This is a genomic window from Bradyrhizobium sp. JYMT SZCCT0428 (genome assembly GCF_018131075.1).
Taxonomy (GTDB): Bacteria; Pseudomonadota; Alphaproteobacteria; order Rhizobiales; family Xanthobacteraceae; genus Bradyrhizobium.
In genome coordinates, this window is sequence record NZ_JAFCLS010000028.1 from 80,569 (window position 1) to 93,782 (window position 13,214).

Below are 13,214 nucleotides of genomic sequence, written 5' to 3' on the forward strand. Positions count from 1 at the left end.
ATGGACAGTCTCATCGAACCCTCTTCACTAACCGGCCTGGAGCCGGACACCATTTCCATTTCCAACGTCAATCTCTCGCTCGGCACGGGCGCGGCACGCGTCCATATCCTGAAAGATATCAGCCTTCGTGTGGCACCGGGCGAAGCGATCGGCCTGATCGGGCCGTCAGGTTCGGGGAAATCCACCTTGCTGATGGTGGTGGCGGGGTTGGAGCGGCCTGACAGCGGAGAGGTGGTAGTCAACGGCACCCCGTTCAATGCCCTCGACGAGGACGCCCTCGCCCGCTTCCGCGGCCGCCAGGTCGGCATCGTATTCCAGTCGTTCCATCTGATCCCGACCATGACGGCGCTGGAAAACGTCGCGGTGCCGCTGGAGCTCGCCGGCAATCCCGATGCGGCCAATCGAGCCGAGCAGGAGCTGACCTCGGTCGGCCTCGGCGATCGCCTGCATCATTATCCGACGCAGCTCTCCGGCGGCGAGCAGCAACGCGTCGCGCTGGCCCGCGCGCTGGCGCCGGATCCTGCGATCCTCGTCGCGGACGAACCGACCGGCAATCTCGACGAGGCGACCGGCAAGCAGATCGTCGACCTGCTCTTCACCAAGCATTCCGAGCGCGGAATGACCCTGGTGCTGGTGACGCACGACACCTCGCTGGCGCAACGCTGCGACCGTGTGGTGCGGCTGCGCTCGGGCCGCATCGACGGACAGTCCACTTCATGACCATGGCGCCGGAAGCCGCCGGCGGCAGCCGCGCGTCATCGCTGGCGCTGCGCTACGCGCTTCGCGAATTGCGCAGCGGCCTGCGCGGCTTTTACGTGTTCATCGCCTGCATCGCGCTCGGCGTGATGGCGATTGCCGGCGTCGGCTCGGTCGCAGCCAGCCTCAGCGACGGCCTGAGCCGCGAAGGCCGCACCTTGCTCGGCGGCGACGTCGCGTTTTCACTGATCCAGCGCGAAGCCACATCAGAAGAAGTCGCCTTCCTGCGCGCCCGCGGCGAGGTTTCGGTCGCGGCCGCCTTGCGCGTCATGGCCCGCAGCGGCGACGGCAAGCTGGCGCTGGTCGAACTCAAGGCGGTGGACGGCAAATACCCGATGCTCGGCGAGTTGACGCTTGATCCCAAGATGCCGGTGGCGGATTTGTTGGCCGAGCGCGACGGCGTATTCGGCACGGCGGTGGATTCCGTGCTGCTGGCGCGGCTCGACCTCAAGATCGGCGACCGCATCAGCATCGGCAACGCCAACTACCAGATCCGCAGCGTGGTCGGCGCCGAACCGGACAAGCTCGCCGGCAATGTCGGGCTCGGCCCGCGCGTCCTGGTCAGCGAGACCAGCCTGCGCGCGACCGGATTGCTGCAGCCCGGCAGCCTCGTGCGCTGGATCTACCGGCTGAAATTGCCGGATAATGCGGCCGACGAGCGCGCCGCGACCCAACTGATCGACAGCGTCCGGGCCGCGTTGCCGGAGGCCGGCTGGTGGATCCGCAGCCGCACCAACGCCTCGCCGCAACTCGAGCGCACCATCAGCCGTTTCACCCAGTTCCTGACGCTGGTCGGCCTCGCCGCGCTCCTGGTCGGCGGCGTCGGCGTCGCCAACGCCGTCAAGAGCCATATCGACCGCCGCCGCGACGTCATCGCCGCGTTCAAGGCGCTCGGCGCCACCGGCCGCGACGTTTTCACGATCTATCTGACCCAGGTGGTCGTGCTCGCCGGGATCGGCTCGATCATCGGGCTCGTCGCCGGGGCGGCCCTGCCGTTCGTCATCGTCGGCCTGTTCGGCAAGCTGCTGCCGCTGCCGGTGATCCCCGCGCTGCATCTCGACGAACTCGCACTGTCCTTCCTCTACGGCCTGCTGACCGCGCTCGCGTTCGGGCTGTGGCCGCTCGGACGCGTGCACGACGTGCCGGTGGCGGCGTTGTTCCGCGAGGAAGTCGCCCGCGAATGGCACCGTCCGCGCTGGCGATACCTCGCCTTGATGGCCGTCGTGATCGCGCTTTTGATCGCGGTCGCGATCGGCCTTGCGTACGACAAGCGCATCGCGGCGGTGTTCGTCGCCTCGTCGGTTGCAGTGTTCGCGCTGCTGCGCGGCGTCGCCGCCGGCCTGATGGCGCTGGCGCGCCGGCTGCCGCGATCCGATATCACCATGCTGCGGCTGGCGATTGCCAACATCTACCGGCCCGGCGCGCTGACGCCCTCGGTCGTGATGTCGCTGGGCCTCGGTCTTGCCGTCCTCGTCACCATCACCCAGATCGACGGCAATCTGCGCCGGCAGTTCCTGGCGGCGTTGCCGGACCGCGCCCCCTCGTTCTACTTCATCGACATTCCGACCTCGGAAGCTGATCGCTTCGGCGCGTTTCTCAAGCAGACTGCGCCGCAATCGACCGTGGAGGATGTCCCGATGCTGCGCGGACGCATCGTCGCGGCAGGCGGCGTCAAGGCCGACGAACTCAAGCCAACGCGGGATACCGAATGGGTGCTGCAGAGCGACCGCGGTCTGACCTATACGGCGGACATCCCCAAGGGCTCGAAAGTCGTCGAGGGCGATTGGTGGGCTCCGGACTATCGCGGGCCGCCGCTGGTCTCGATGGAGAAAAAGATCGCCGACGGAATGAAGCTCAAGATCGGCGACGAGATCGTCGTCAATGTGCTGGGCCGCGACATCCCGGCGAAAATCGCCAATCTGCGCAATGTCGACTGGCAGGGCCTCGGCATCAATTTCGTGCTGGTGTTCTCGCCCAACGCCTTCAAGGGCGCGCCGCACACCCATGTAGCGACTTTGTCCGAGGCCCACCCGGATCCGGCCGGTGACGCCCGGATCATCAAGCAGGTGGCCGACGCGTTCCCGATGGTGACCAGTGTGCGGGTCCGCGAGGCGCTCGACACGATCGGCACCGTTGTCACCAATCTGACGCTCGCGATTCGCGGCGCCAGCGCCGTGACGCTGATTTCGGCCATCCTGGTGCTGGGCGGCGCGCTCGCTGCCGGCCATCGCCACCGGGTCTACGACGCTGTCATCCTGAAGACCCTGGGCGCGACGCGGGTGCGGCTGCTCGGCGCCTACGCGCTGGAATACCTGATGATCGGCCTGGCCACGGCGGTGTTCGGCGTGATCGCAGGCTCGGTCGCGGCCTGGCTGATCGTGACCCGGTTAATGACGCTGAGCTTCATTTGGCAGGCCGGCAGCGCCGCCGGCGTCGTCGCCGCGGCCCTGATCGTCACGGTAGGCCTCGGACTCGCCGGCACGTTGCTGGCCCTGAACCAGAAGCCGGCCAGCGTGTTGCGAAATTTGTGACAATTTGTAGCGGCGGCAAGGCCGCATTAACGCTGCTTTTGCTTGAGAATAGCTATCGAGAGCGACATTCAGCCGCGCGTGGAAGCTTGCAGCGAATGTGTTAGTTTCCCACATACCAGCCTGGGACAGAGGCCGGTTTGATGACACCGAATTAATGTCAGCAAATCGCGGCCTTTGGGCTAGACATTCTAACCGGCGACGCAAACCCCTTGCGATCCGCCGGGCAACCAACGGGAATTCGACCATGTCGGACCTAGACCGTAACTACGCTTCTCCTTTCGGCCGGGCCGCCGGACGCGTCGATGCCGCGGCCGTCGATGCCGGTCTGCGCGCGTATATGCTGCGCATCTACAATTACATGTCGATCGGCCTGGCCATCACCGGTCTGGCGGCGCTCGGCGTCTATATGTTGGCGGTGACCCCGGATCAGTCGGCCGGCGTCGCCAAGTTCGGCAGGGAGTTCCTGACGCCGTTCGGCTACGCGATGTATGTCAGCCCGCTGAAATGGCTGTTTATCCTCGCGCCGCTGGTCATGGTGTTCGCGATCTCGTTTGGCATCAACCGGCTGAGGCCCGCGACGGCGCAACTGCTGTTCTGGGCGTTCGCGGCGCTGATGGGCATCTCGCTGTCGTCGATCTTCCTGGTGTACACGCACACCTCGATCGTGCGCGTGTTCTTCATCACGGCGGCGACCTTCGGCGCGCTGAGCCTCTACGGCTACACCACCAAACGTGACATGAGCGCCATGGGCTCGTTCCTGTTCATGGGCCTGATCGGCATCGTTATCGCGAGCGTGGTCAACATCTTCCTCGGCAGCTCGATGCTGCAGTTCATCATCTCGGTGGTGGGCGTGCTGGTGTTCGCGGGCCTCACCGCCTATGACACCCAGCGGCTGAAGAACGACTACATCTACGGCTATGCCTCGCAGGGCGGTGACATTGCGGAAAAGGCGGCGATTACCGGCGCACTTTCGCTCTACCTGAACTTCATCAACCTGTTCACGCTGCTGCTGCAGCTGCTTGGCCAGCGCGACTAGCGCCCCAGCCCAGCCAAAGAATTGAAGCCCCGGCCTCGCGGCCGGGGCTTTTCTTTTGCGGCCAGCAAAAATAATCTGTCACCATGTCTACGCCCGATATCAGGCCCGCCACCGAGGCCGACCTCCCCTTCGTCACCGAAATCTACGAGCACGCGGTGCGCTACGGCACCGCGACATTCGAGCTGATCCCGCCCGATCTCGCCGAGATGACCCGCCGGTTCCGTGCGCTGATGGATGGGGGTTTCCCGTATTTCGTCGCCGCGGTCGAAGGCCGGGTGATCGGATATGCCTATGCAGGCCCCTACCGGCCTCGGCCGGCCTATCGCTTCACAGTGGAGAACTCGGTCTATCTGCAGCCGGCGACCCACCGCCGCGGCATCGGCCTGTTGCTGCTGCAGCGGCTGATCGCCGAATGCGAAGCGCGGGGCTACCGGCAAATGATCGCCGTCATCGGCGATTCCGCCAACGCCGGCTCGATCGGCGTCCACACCAAGACCGGCTTCCAGATGATCGGGACGCACCCCTGCGTCGGCCTCAAATTCGGACGCTGGCTGGACACGGTGATGATGCAGCGCGCGCTCGGCGAAGGCGCCACGACGGTGCCGGCTTCGTAAGCCGGACTCAAAATCGCGAAAACAACCCCACGCAACGAAAGGATGGGGCTCGGCTCGAGGTATAGTAGCCCGGATGAGCGAAGCGAAATCCGGGAATTATCGACGCACCGGCCCCGGATGTCGCTTCGCTCATCCGGGCTACATGACTCAGGTCGCCCGATTAGACCACCGCCAGCTTGCGATCGATCACCAGCAGCACGCGCTCCAGCTCATGGCCGCGGCGCAGGATCAGCCCGGTCGCTGAGATCACGCTGTACATGCCCTGCTTGCGCGCCAGCCGCGGATCCTTCTCGATGCGATATATCGGGACTTCGGAGGCGCGGCGGAACACCGAGAACACCGCACGGTCCTTCAGGAAGTCGATGGCATAATCGCGCCACTCGCCATCGGCGACCATGCGGCCGTACAGATTGAGGATGCGATTGAGCTCCAGGCGATTGAACGTAACGCTATTCGGCAGCGGACTTGCAGTGGCGGTGCGCGCCACTGCGCGACTCCCGCTTGGATCAGTGTCCTCCGACATCGAACTCATCGAGCGCCTCCTGTCGTCTCCGGCATGATCTTGCTCCGAAAAACCGGTCCCTGGTTTGCGCTGACGCGGCCCTTCGGGTCGGGATCATGACAATGACATGATCGCGCTAACCGCCGGGCACCGCAAGGCCCTTTGAAATTGCGGCGGAAAACCGCGACGGACCGTCCGGTAACACCGGAAATACCGAGTCACGGGAACGTTAGAGGAATCATATTGCTGCCCCACTTCCGCCCATCGCCCGCCCCTCTGGCTTGCGACAAATGAATCCTGCGTTGACCCGGTCCTTTCGGTTCCGGATTCCTCAGCCCCCAGCCCCCCGGGGCCGTCGGGATCGGGTCTGTTCGCAGGGGAGCTTTCTCCCGCACTGGGCCAACGAGAGTTGGTCCTTTTTCTTTTGGGGATACCTTTGTTTTGGGAAATCCCAATTGATCCGCCTCACGGCGGAGCGCTGCCGCTCGCCGCAGCAGCGAACCCGGACTCAAAACGCTTCTGTGAAAATCAGCGCAGCGGCGTGTAGGCCGCGCCCAGCATCGGGCCGGGCTTTTCGCGATTGCCGTCCTGGACATAGACGACCGCGGCATCGACGCCATCGCGGGAGATGTTTTCAAGCGGAACGGTCCAGCTTCCGGAACTGCCGTTCCAGTCTCCGACCTTCAGGATGTTGCGCACCACATTGTAGTAGGTGACCTGGCGGCCGCGGTTTTCGCCGCGCCCGATCGAGATTGGCACCGCCTTCGAGACCGAGCAAATCCAGACTTCGCCCTGCGATGAAGTCGGCGCGTTGCTTGCCGCCACCGACACGTTGATGTGCTTGCCGGACAACGTCATCGTCACCGGCACCGACATCACGCCGGAGGCTTTCTGGGTGTGCTGGATGGCGCTGTCGATGCCTGCACGATCGCTGCCGACCACCTTCGCCGAACCGTTGACGATGGCCTGCGGCGTGTAGACGTCGCGATCGCCACGCATTTGCGAATAGGCTTTCTGGCGCGCGCTGAAGCGCGAGTCCGCCAGCGTATCCTTCCAGCCCAGATAATCCCAATATTCGATCGGCATGCTGAGCGCGATCACGTTGGGGTCCTTGGCCAGCTCGCCGATGATCTCGTCGGCCGGCGGGCACGACGAGCAGCCTTGCGAGGTAAATAGCTCGACGACCGCGCGCGGGTCGGCATGAGCGGGACGGATGATCGCGACGATGGCGCATACACCAAGCGCACTGGACCATCGCGAAATCGAACTATAGGCCATCATCGCTGTCATACTGCGAACCGGTCCTGGCGATTTCTATCCGTATTTGTACGGGGCATGATTTTCTATCCCTAAGCGCGCACCCCAGACGCAAGAAAGCGGCCTTTTCATAGGCCGCCTTCTTCCCGGTCGCTACTCACGTAGCAGTGAGCCACCGATCACAAATCCGCGTTTCAAGGCGTTTTCAAGCGAAGTAGTACCGGTTCGCGTGAAGAAAACGCGTCAAAACAAAACTCAGGCCGCAAGCTTGCGCAGCACATAGTGCAGAATGCCGCCGTTGCGGTAGTAGTCGAGCTCGTCGAGCGTATCGATGCGGCAGAGCAGCGAAACGCGCTGCAGCGACCCGTCGCCGGACACGATTTCCGCGGTCAGCTTCTGACGCGGCTTCAAATCGCCCTGCAGGCCGCGGATCGTCACCTTCTCGTCGCCCTTCAACCCGATCGACGTCCAGGACTGGCCGTCCTCGAAGGTCAGCGGCAGCACGCCCATACCGACCAGGTTGGAGCGATGGATGCGCTCGAAGCTCTGGCAGATCACCGCGCGGACGCCGAGCAGCCTGGTGCCCTTCGCCGCCCAGTCGCGCGACGAGCCGTTGCCGTATTCGGCGCCGGCGAACACCACCAGCGGCACCTGCTCGGCCTGGTACTTCATCGCCGCGTCGTAGATCGACATCTGCTCGCCGTCGGGCCAATGTTTTGTCAATCCGCCTTCCGGAATGTTTCCATCAGCGCCTTTGAGCATGAAGTTCTTGATGCGGATATTCGCAAAGGTGCCGCGCATCATGATCTCATGGTTGCCGCGCCGCGTGCCGTACTGGTTGAAGTCGGCCGGACGCACCTGATGCTCCGACAGATATTTTCCGGCCGGAGAGGTCAGCTTGATCGAGCCGGCCGGCGAGATGTGGTCGGTGGTGATCTTGTCGCCGAACATCGCCAGAATCCGCGCATCGACCACGTCGACGATCGGTTCCGGCTCCTTCTTCATGCCTTCGAAGTAGGGCGGGTTCTGCACATAGGTCGAGCTCATGTTCCAGCGATAGGTCTCGCTCTCGACCGTCTTGATCTTGCGCCAGTTGGTGTCGCCCTTGAACACGTCGGCGTAGCGCTTCTTGAAGATCGTCGCGGTGACGAACTTCTTCATATAGGCGTTGATTTCCTTGGTGGTCGGCCAGATGTCCTTCAGGAACACCGGCTTGCCGTCCTTGCCTTCGCCGATCGGCTCGACCGAAAGATCCTTGGTCACGGTGCCGGCCAGCGCATAGGCGACGACCAGCGGCGGCGAGGCGAGATAATTCGCCTGCACGTCCGGCGACACCCGGCCTTCGAAATTTCGGTTACCCGACAGCACGGCGGCGGCGACGATGCCATTGTCGTTGATCGACTTCGAAATATCCTCCGGCAGCGGGCCGGAATTGCCGATGCAGGTGGTGCAGCCGAAGCCGACCAGATTGAACCCGACCTTGTCGAGATCGAGCTGCAGTCCGGAGTTGGACAGATATTCCGCGACCACCTGGCTGCCCGGCGCCAGCGAGGTCTTGACCCATGGCTTGGCCTTCAGGCCCTTGGCGGCCGCGTTGCGGGCCAAGAGGCCCGCGCCGATCAGCACACTCGGGTTTGACGTGTTGGTGCAGGAGGTGATCGCGGCGATCACGACGTCGCCATGGCCGAGATCGAAATTGCGGTTCTCGACGGCGTAGCGATGCGAGGCATCCGCCGCCTTCTTGTATTCGCTGGTCATCGCCGCGGAGAAGCCCGAGGCGACCGCCGGAAGTGCGACGCGGCCTTCGGGGCGCTTCGGTCCGGCCATCGAGGGCACCACGTCGGCAAGATCGAGCGTCAGCGTTTCCGTGAACACGGGATCGGCGGATTTGGCGGTGCGGAACAGGCCCTGCGCCTTGGCGTAGGCCGCGACCAGTTTCACACGGTCCGCCTTGCGGCCCGAGGTTTTCAGATAATCGATGGTCGCGGCATCGACCGGGAAGAAGCCGCAGGTCGCGCCATATTCCGGCGCCATGTTGCCGATCGTCGCCTTGTCGGCGACCGACAGGTAATCGAGGCCGGGGCCGTAGAATTCGACGAACTTTCCGACCACGCCTTGCTTGCGCAGCATCTGCGTCACGGTCAGCACCAGGTCGGTGGCGGTGACGCCTTCCTTCATCTGGCCCTTGAGTTTGAAGCCGATCACTTCGGGCAGCAGCATCGACTGCGGCTGGCCGAGCATCGCAGCTTCCGCCTCGATGCCGCCAACGCCCCAGCCCAGCACGGCCAGACCGTTGACCATCGTGGTGTGCGAATCGGTGCCGACCAGCGTGTCGGGATAGGCGACTTCGAACGTGCCGGTCTTCTTGCCGACCGTCATCTTCTCCTTGCGGGTCCACACCGTCTGGGCGAGGTATTCGAGATTGACCTGGTGGCAGATGCCGGTGCCGGGCGGCACCACCGAGAAATTCGTGAACGCCTTCTGGCCCCATTTGAGGAACTCGTAGCGTTCCTGATTCTGCTTGTATTCCTCGACCACGTTCTTGCCGAACGCCTTGTTGTCACCGAAGAAGTTGACGATCACGCTGTGGTCGATGACGAGGTCGACCGGCACCAGCGGATTGATCTTCTCGGCGTCGCCGCCGAGCGCCTGCATTGCGTTACGCATCGCGGCGAGATCGACCACCGCCGGCACGCCGGTGAAATCCTGCATCAGCACGCGCGCGGGGCGAAACGAGATTTCATGCTCGAGCTTGCGCGTCTTCAGCCATTTCGACACCGCGATGATGTCGGCCTTCTTGACCGTGCGATCGTCTTCAAAGCGCAGCAGGTTTTCCAGCAGCACCTTCATAGAATAGGGGAGCTTGGAAATTCCCTTCAGACCGTTCTTCTCGGCGGCGGGCAGGCTGTAATACACGTAGGTCTTGCCACCGACCTTGAGGGTCTTGCGGCATTTGAAGCTGTCGAGCGAGGTCATGTCAGGAAATCCCAATTCTCAGTTATACCCGGCAAAGGGTATTTAAACACCGTCAGCGCGGTTGGCTTACCGGCTTGCGGCCGCCGGTTGTGTGCTGCATCAAGTTCCGGGCTTATAGAATCTTTCTAGATGCGCCGCCACAACCACGATCGTGCTGCAGCATTGCGCGACCCAAAAATTCTGATGCGGTACCCCAAGGTTTTCTGAAGGGCCGTCACGAGGCAAGATGCGGCTCAGAGGACGCCAGATCGATTGTGTACGGGGTGGGCGCGCGGTGTTTTCCGGGCTCGACTTCGAGGCCTCATCCAGCCACGCGCTCGCCGTCATCGGCCCCAACGGCTCCGGCAAGACGTCGCTGTTGCGGCTGATCGCGGGCTTGCTGGTGCCGGCTGGCGGATCGGTCGCGCTGGAAGGCGGCGCGGACGAACTGACGCTGCCCGAACAGGCCCATTATCTCGGCCATCGCGACGCACTAAAACCTGCGCTCAGCGTGCTGGAAAACCTGTCGTTCTGGCGGGATTTTCTGGGTGGGGACGCCAGCGATCCCAATGAAAGCCTCGCCAAAGTGGGGCTCGCGCACGCCACGCATTTACCGGCGGCGTATCTGTCGGCCGGCCAACGGCGGCGGCTGTCGATCGCCCGGCTGCTCGCGGTGCGGCGGCCGGTTTGGCTGCTGGACGAGCCGACCTCGGCGCTCGATGCCGCCGGGCAGGATCTGTTCGCCGGCCTGATGCAGGGCCACCTCGCGCGCGGCGGCATCATCGTTGCGGCCACCCACGCGCCGCTCGGGATCGAGGCGGACGAATTGCGGATGGGAGGCGGGAAGTGAGTGCGCTTGGCTTCTTCACTCAGACCACTGCTCCCTCCGTTCCCTCCCCCCTTGCGGGGGAGGGTCAGGGAGAGGGGTATCCCACGACGCGCTCTCTCGGCTGGACATCCAGCAACGACTCTCGAACACCATTTCCGGAGCCACCCCTCTCCCCCGCCCTCCCCCGCAAGGGGGGAGGGAGCGATTGGCGCTCGTTGCGGCATCGTCACTCTACATCCGGCAAGATGCAGAGGGATTTCCCATGACCGCCCTTGCCGCGCTGATTCGACGCGATATCAGGATCGCGCTGCGCGTCGGCGGCGGCGCGCTGATCGGCGTGCTGTTCTTCCTCACCGTCACCGTGCTGATGCCGTTTGCGCTCGGGCCCGACCTGGCGCTGCTGACGCGGCTCGGGCCCTCCATTCTCTGGCTCGGCGCGCTGCTGGCCAGTCTGCTCACGCTCGACCGCCTGTTCACGTCAGACCACGAGGACGGCTCGCTCGATCTGATCGTGATGGGCCGGACGCCGCTGGAACTGGCCTGTGCTGCGAAAGCGCTGGCGCACTGGCTCGCCGCCGGGCTGCCGCTGATCTTAGCTACGCCCGTGCTTGGGCTGATGCTCAATCTCGACGCCACCGCGACCTCGGCCGTGGCGCTGACGCTGCTGGTGGGAACGCCGGCGCTGACTTTTATCGGCATGATCGGCGCCGCGCTGGCGGTGACGCTGCATCGCGGCGGGTTGTTGCTCGCAGTGCTGGTGCTGCCGCTGTCGATCCCGGTGCTGATTTTCGGCGTCGCGGCGTCGCAGGCCGCGATATCGGGACCGCTGCCGTTTGGAACACCGTTTTCGATCCTGTGCGCGATCTCGCTGGTGAGTTTCGTGATCGGACCGTTTGCCGCAGCCGCCAGCCTGCGGCACGGGCTGGACTAGATAATTTGATGCCGATCAACACTTGATGGAACAGAACAAGCCGCATTGCCTGCTCCGCCGCCGCCGACTATCAGGATGCCCATGACGCTGATCGACCTCGCCAACCCCACCAAATTTCTGTCGCTGACGGGGCGCATATTGCCGTGGCTGGCGGGCGTGACCGCAATCCTTCTGACCATCGGCTTGTACCAGGCAGCAATGGCGCCCGACGACTATCAGCAGGGCGCCACCGTCAAGATCATGTTTATCCACGTGCCCAACGCGTGGCTGTCGATGTTCGTGTGGGGCGTCATGAGCCTTGCGGCGCTGGGCACGCTGGTGTGGCGGCATCCACTCGCCGACGTCGCTGCGAAAGCGGCCGCCCCGATCGGCGCCGCCTTCACGTTTCTCGCGCTGGTCACGGGCTCGCTATGGGGCCGGCCGATGTGGGGCACCTATTGGCAATGGGATGCGCGGCTCACCTCGGTGCTGATCCTGTTCCTGATGTATCTCGGCCTGATCGCGCTGTGGCGCGCGGTGGACGATCCCTCGCGCGCGGCGCGGGCGGCGGCGATCCTCACACTGGTCGGCGCGCTCAATCTGCCGATCATCAAATTCTCGGTCGACTGGTGGAACACGCTGCATCAGCCGGCCTCGGTGCTGCGGATGGGAGGCTCCACGCTCGACCGCGCCTTCCTGATTCCGTTACTGGTGATGGCGGTTGGATTTTCGCTGCTGTTCGTCACGCTGCATCTGGCGGCGATGCGCAACGAGATCCTGCGCCGCCGCGTGCGCAGCTTGCAGATCATGCAAGCCAGCCAACAGGCCGCGTGACGCAATGGCGCTCGGTCCCTATGCCTCCTTCATCGTGACGTCCTACGCGCTGGTCGCCGCTGTTGTCGCGATCCTGATTGCCTGGATCGCCATCGATTTTCGCCGCCAGAAGGCGCGCCTGCGCGAGCTCGAGGCCAGCGGCATCACCAGGCGCTCCGGCCGCAGTGCGGCAGATATACGATGAGCGGGCCGGCGGCATCTGACGCACCGCGGCAAAGCCGGCGCTGGCTGGTGGCGCTGCCACTGATCGGTTTCATGGCGGTGGCCGGGTTGTTCCTGCTGCGGCTGTACAGCGGTGATCCTTCCAAAATTCCATCCGCGCTGATCGGCCGCCCGGCGCCGCAGACCGCCCTGCCGGCGCTGGCAGGCCTGGTCGACAACGGCATCGCTATTCCCGGGCTGGACCCTTCGGCCTTCAAGGGCAAGGTCAGCGTCGTCAACGTCTGGGCGTCCTGGTGCGTGCCATGCCATGACGAGATGCCGCTACTCACTGCGCTGGCCAAGGACAAGCGGCTGCAGATCGTCGGCATCAACTACAAGGATTCGCCCGACAACGCCCGCCGCTTCCTCGGCCGCTACGGCAACCCGTTCAGCATGGTCGGCGCCGACGGCAACGGCCGCGCCTCGATCGAATGGGGCGTCTATGGCGTGCCCGAGACCTTTGTGGTCGGCCGCGAAGGCACCATCGTCTACAAACTGGTCGGGCCGATCACGCCGGCCAATGTCGATACCGTGCTGAAGGCGGAGATCGAGAAGGCGTTGAAGGCGGGTTCGTAACGGCCGCCGTCATTCCGGGGCTCGCGAAGCGAGAGCCCGGAATCCATCTAGCAGCACGATCAGCTTCACGATGAATTCCGGGCTCGTGCTTCGCACGCCCTCAGATGCGCAATTGCGCATCGGGGAATGACGAGTTCAAATAATTTCCAGCTTTTATCTGCCGTTCATTTGCCGGCCATGGCGCCGCCACGAATTCGAAGCTAGCTTGATTGC

The 13,214-nt window shown here is 64.1% G+C and carries 12 protein-coding genes; 9 read left to right on the top strand and 3 right to left on the bottom strand.

Annotated elements, in window-relative coordinates:
- From JQ575_RS26375 to JQ575_RS26390, 4 genes are all read left to right on the top strand, one after another.
- Positions 1-720 carry an ABC transporter ATP-binding protein gene (locus JQ575_RS26375; RefSeq protein ID WP_212036053.1) on the top strand — a complete coding sequence of 240 codons (720 nt, stop codon included), beginning with the start codon at positions 1-3 and terminating at the stop codon, positions 718-720.
- Positions 717-3,287 (top strand): ABC transporter permease, encoded by a 2,571-nt coding sequence (locus JQ575_RS26380; protein WP_212036054.1) that lies wholly within the window; start codon positions 717-719, stop codon positions 3,285-3,287. Before JQ575_RS26375 ends, JQ575_RS26380 begins: the two co-directional genes overlap by 4 nt.
- A 244-nt stretch (positions 3,288-3,531) precedes the next feature.
- Positions 3,532-4,323 carry a Bax inhibitor-1/YccA family protein gene (locus JQ575_RS26385; protein WP_212036055.1) on the top strand — a complete coding sequence of 264 codons (792 nt, stop codon included), beginning with the start codon at positions 3,532-3,534 and terminating at the stop codon, positions 4,321-4,323.
- Positions 4,324-4,406: 83 nt separating this feature from the next.
- On the top strand, positions 4,407-4,937 hold the full coding sequence (locus JQ575_RS26390; RefSeq protein ID WP_212036056.1) for a GNAT family N-acetyltransferase: 531 nt from the start codon (positions 4,407-4,409) through the stop codon (positions 4,935-4,937).
- A 160-nt stretch (positions 4,938-5,097) separates the two neighbouring features.
- Here JQ575_RS26390 and JQ575_RS26395 read toward each other — a convergent pair whose 3' ends face one another.
- The 3 genes from JQ575_RS26395 to acnA all read right to left on the bottom strand — a co-directional run bounded on the left by JQ575_RS26395 (position 5,098) and on the right by acnA (position 9,672).
- Entirely contained in the window at positions 5,098-5,469 is a 372-nt protein-coding gene (locus JQ575_RS26395) for a DUF2794 domain-containing protein (protein WP_211999183.1), read from the bottom strand.
- A 498-nt stretch (positions 5,470-5,967) separates the two neighbouring features.
- Entirely contained in the window at positions 5,968-6,729 is a 762-nt protein-coding gene (locus JQ575_RS26400) for a thioredoxin family protein (protein ID WP_212036057.1), read from the bottom strand.
- Positions 6,730-6,951: 222 nt separating this feature from the next.
- Entirely contained in the window at positions 6,952-9,672 is a 2,721-nt protein-coding gene (gene acnA / locus JQ575_RS26405) for an aconitate hydratase AcnA (RefSeq protein WP_212036058.1), read from the bottom strand.
- A 226-nt stretch (positions 9,673-9,898) separates the two neighbouring features.
- Between acnA and ccmA the strand changes: the two genes are divergently transcribed.
- The 5 genes from ccmA to JQ575_RS26430 all read left to right on the top strand — a co-directional run bounded on the left by ccmA (position 9,899) and on the right by JQ575_RS26430 (position 13,001).
- On the top strand, positions 9,899-10,501 hold the full coding sequence (gene ccmA, locus JQ575_RS26410; RefSeq protein ID WP_212036059.1) for a heme ABC exporter ATP-binding protein CcmA: 603 nt from the start codon (positions 9,899-9,901) through the stop codon (positions 10,499-10,501).
- 241 nt (positions 10,502-10,742) lie between these two features.
- Positions 10,743-11,411, top strand: coding sequence for a heme exporter protein CcmB (gene ccmB / locus JQ575_RS26415; RefSeq protein WP_192739313.1), 669 nt, complete (start codon positions 10,743-10,745; stop codon positions 11,409-11,411).
- An 81-nt stretch (positions 11,412-11,492) separates the two neighbouring features.
- Positions 11,493-12,224, top strand: coding sequence for a heme ABC transporter permease (locus tag JQ575_RS26420; RefSeq protein WP_283842650.1), 732 nt, complete (start codon positions 11,493-11,495; stop codon positions 12,222-12,224).
- Positions 12,225-12,228: 4 nt separating this feature from the next.
- Positions 12,229-12,408: a heme exporter protein CcmD gene (gene ccmD / locus JQ575_RS26425; protein WP_192739315.1), complete on the top strand. Its 180-nt coding sequence runs from the start codon at positions 12,229-12,231 to the stop codon at positions 12,406-12,408.
- Positions 12,405-13,001, top strand: a complete 597-nt coding sequence (locus tag JQ575_RS26430; RefSeq protein WP_212036061.1) for a DsbE family thiol:disulfide interchange protein — start codon at positions 12,405-12,407, stop codon at positions 12,999-13,001. Before ccmD ends, JQ575_RS26430 begins: the two co-directional genes overlap by 4 nt.
- Positions 13,002-13,214: the final 213 nt, after the last annotated feature.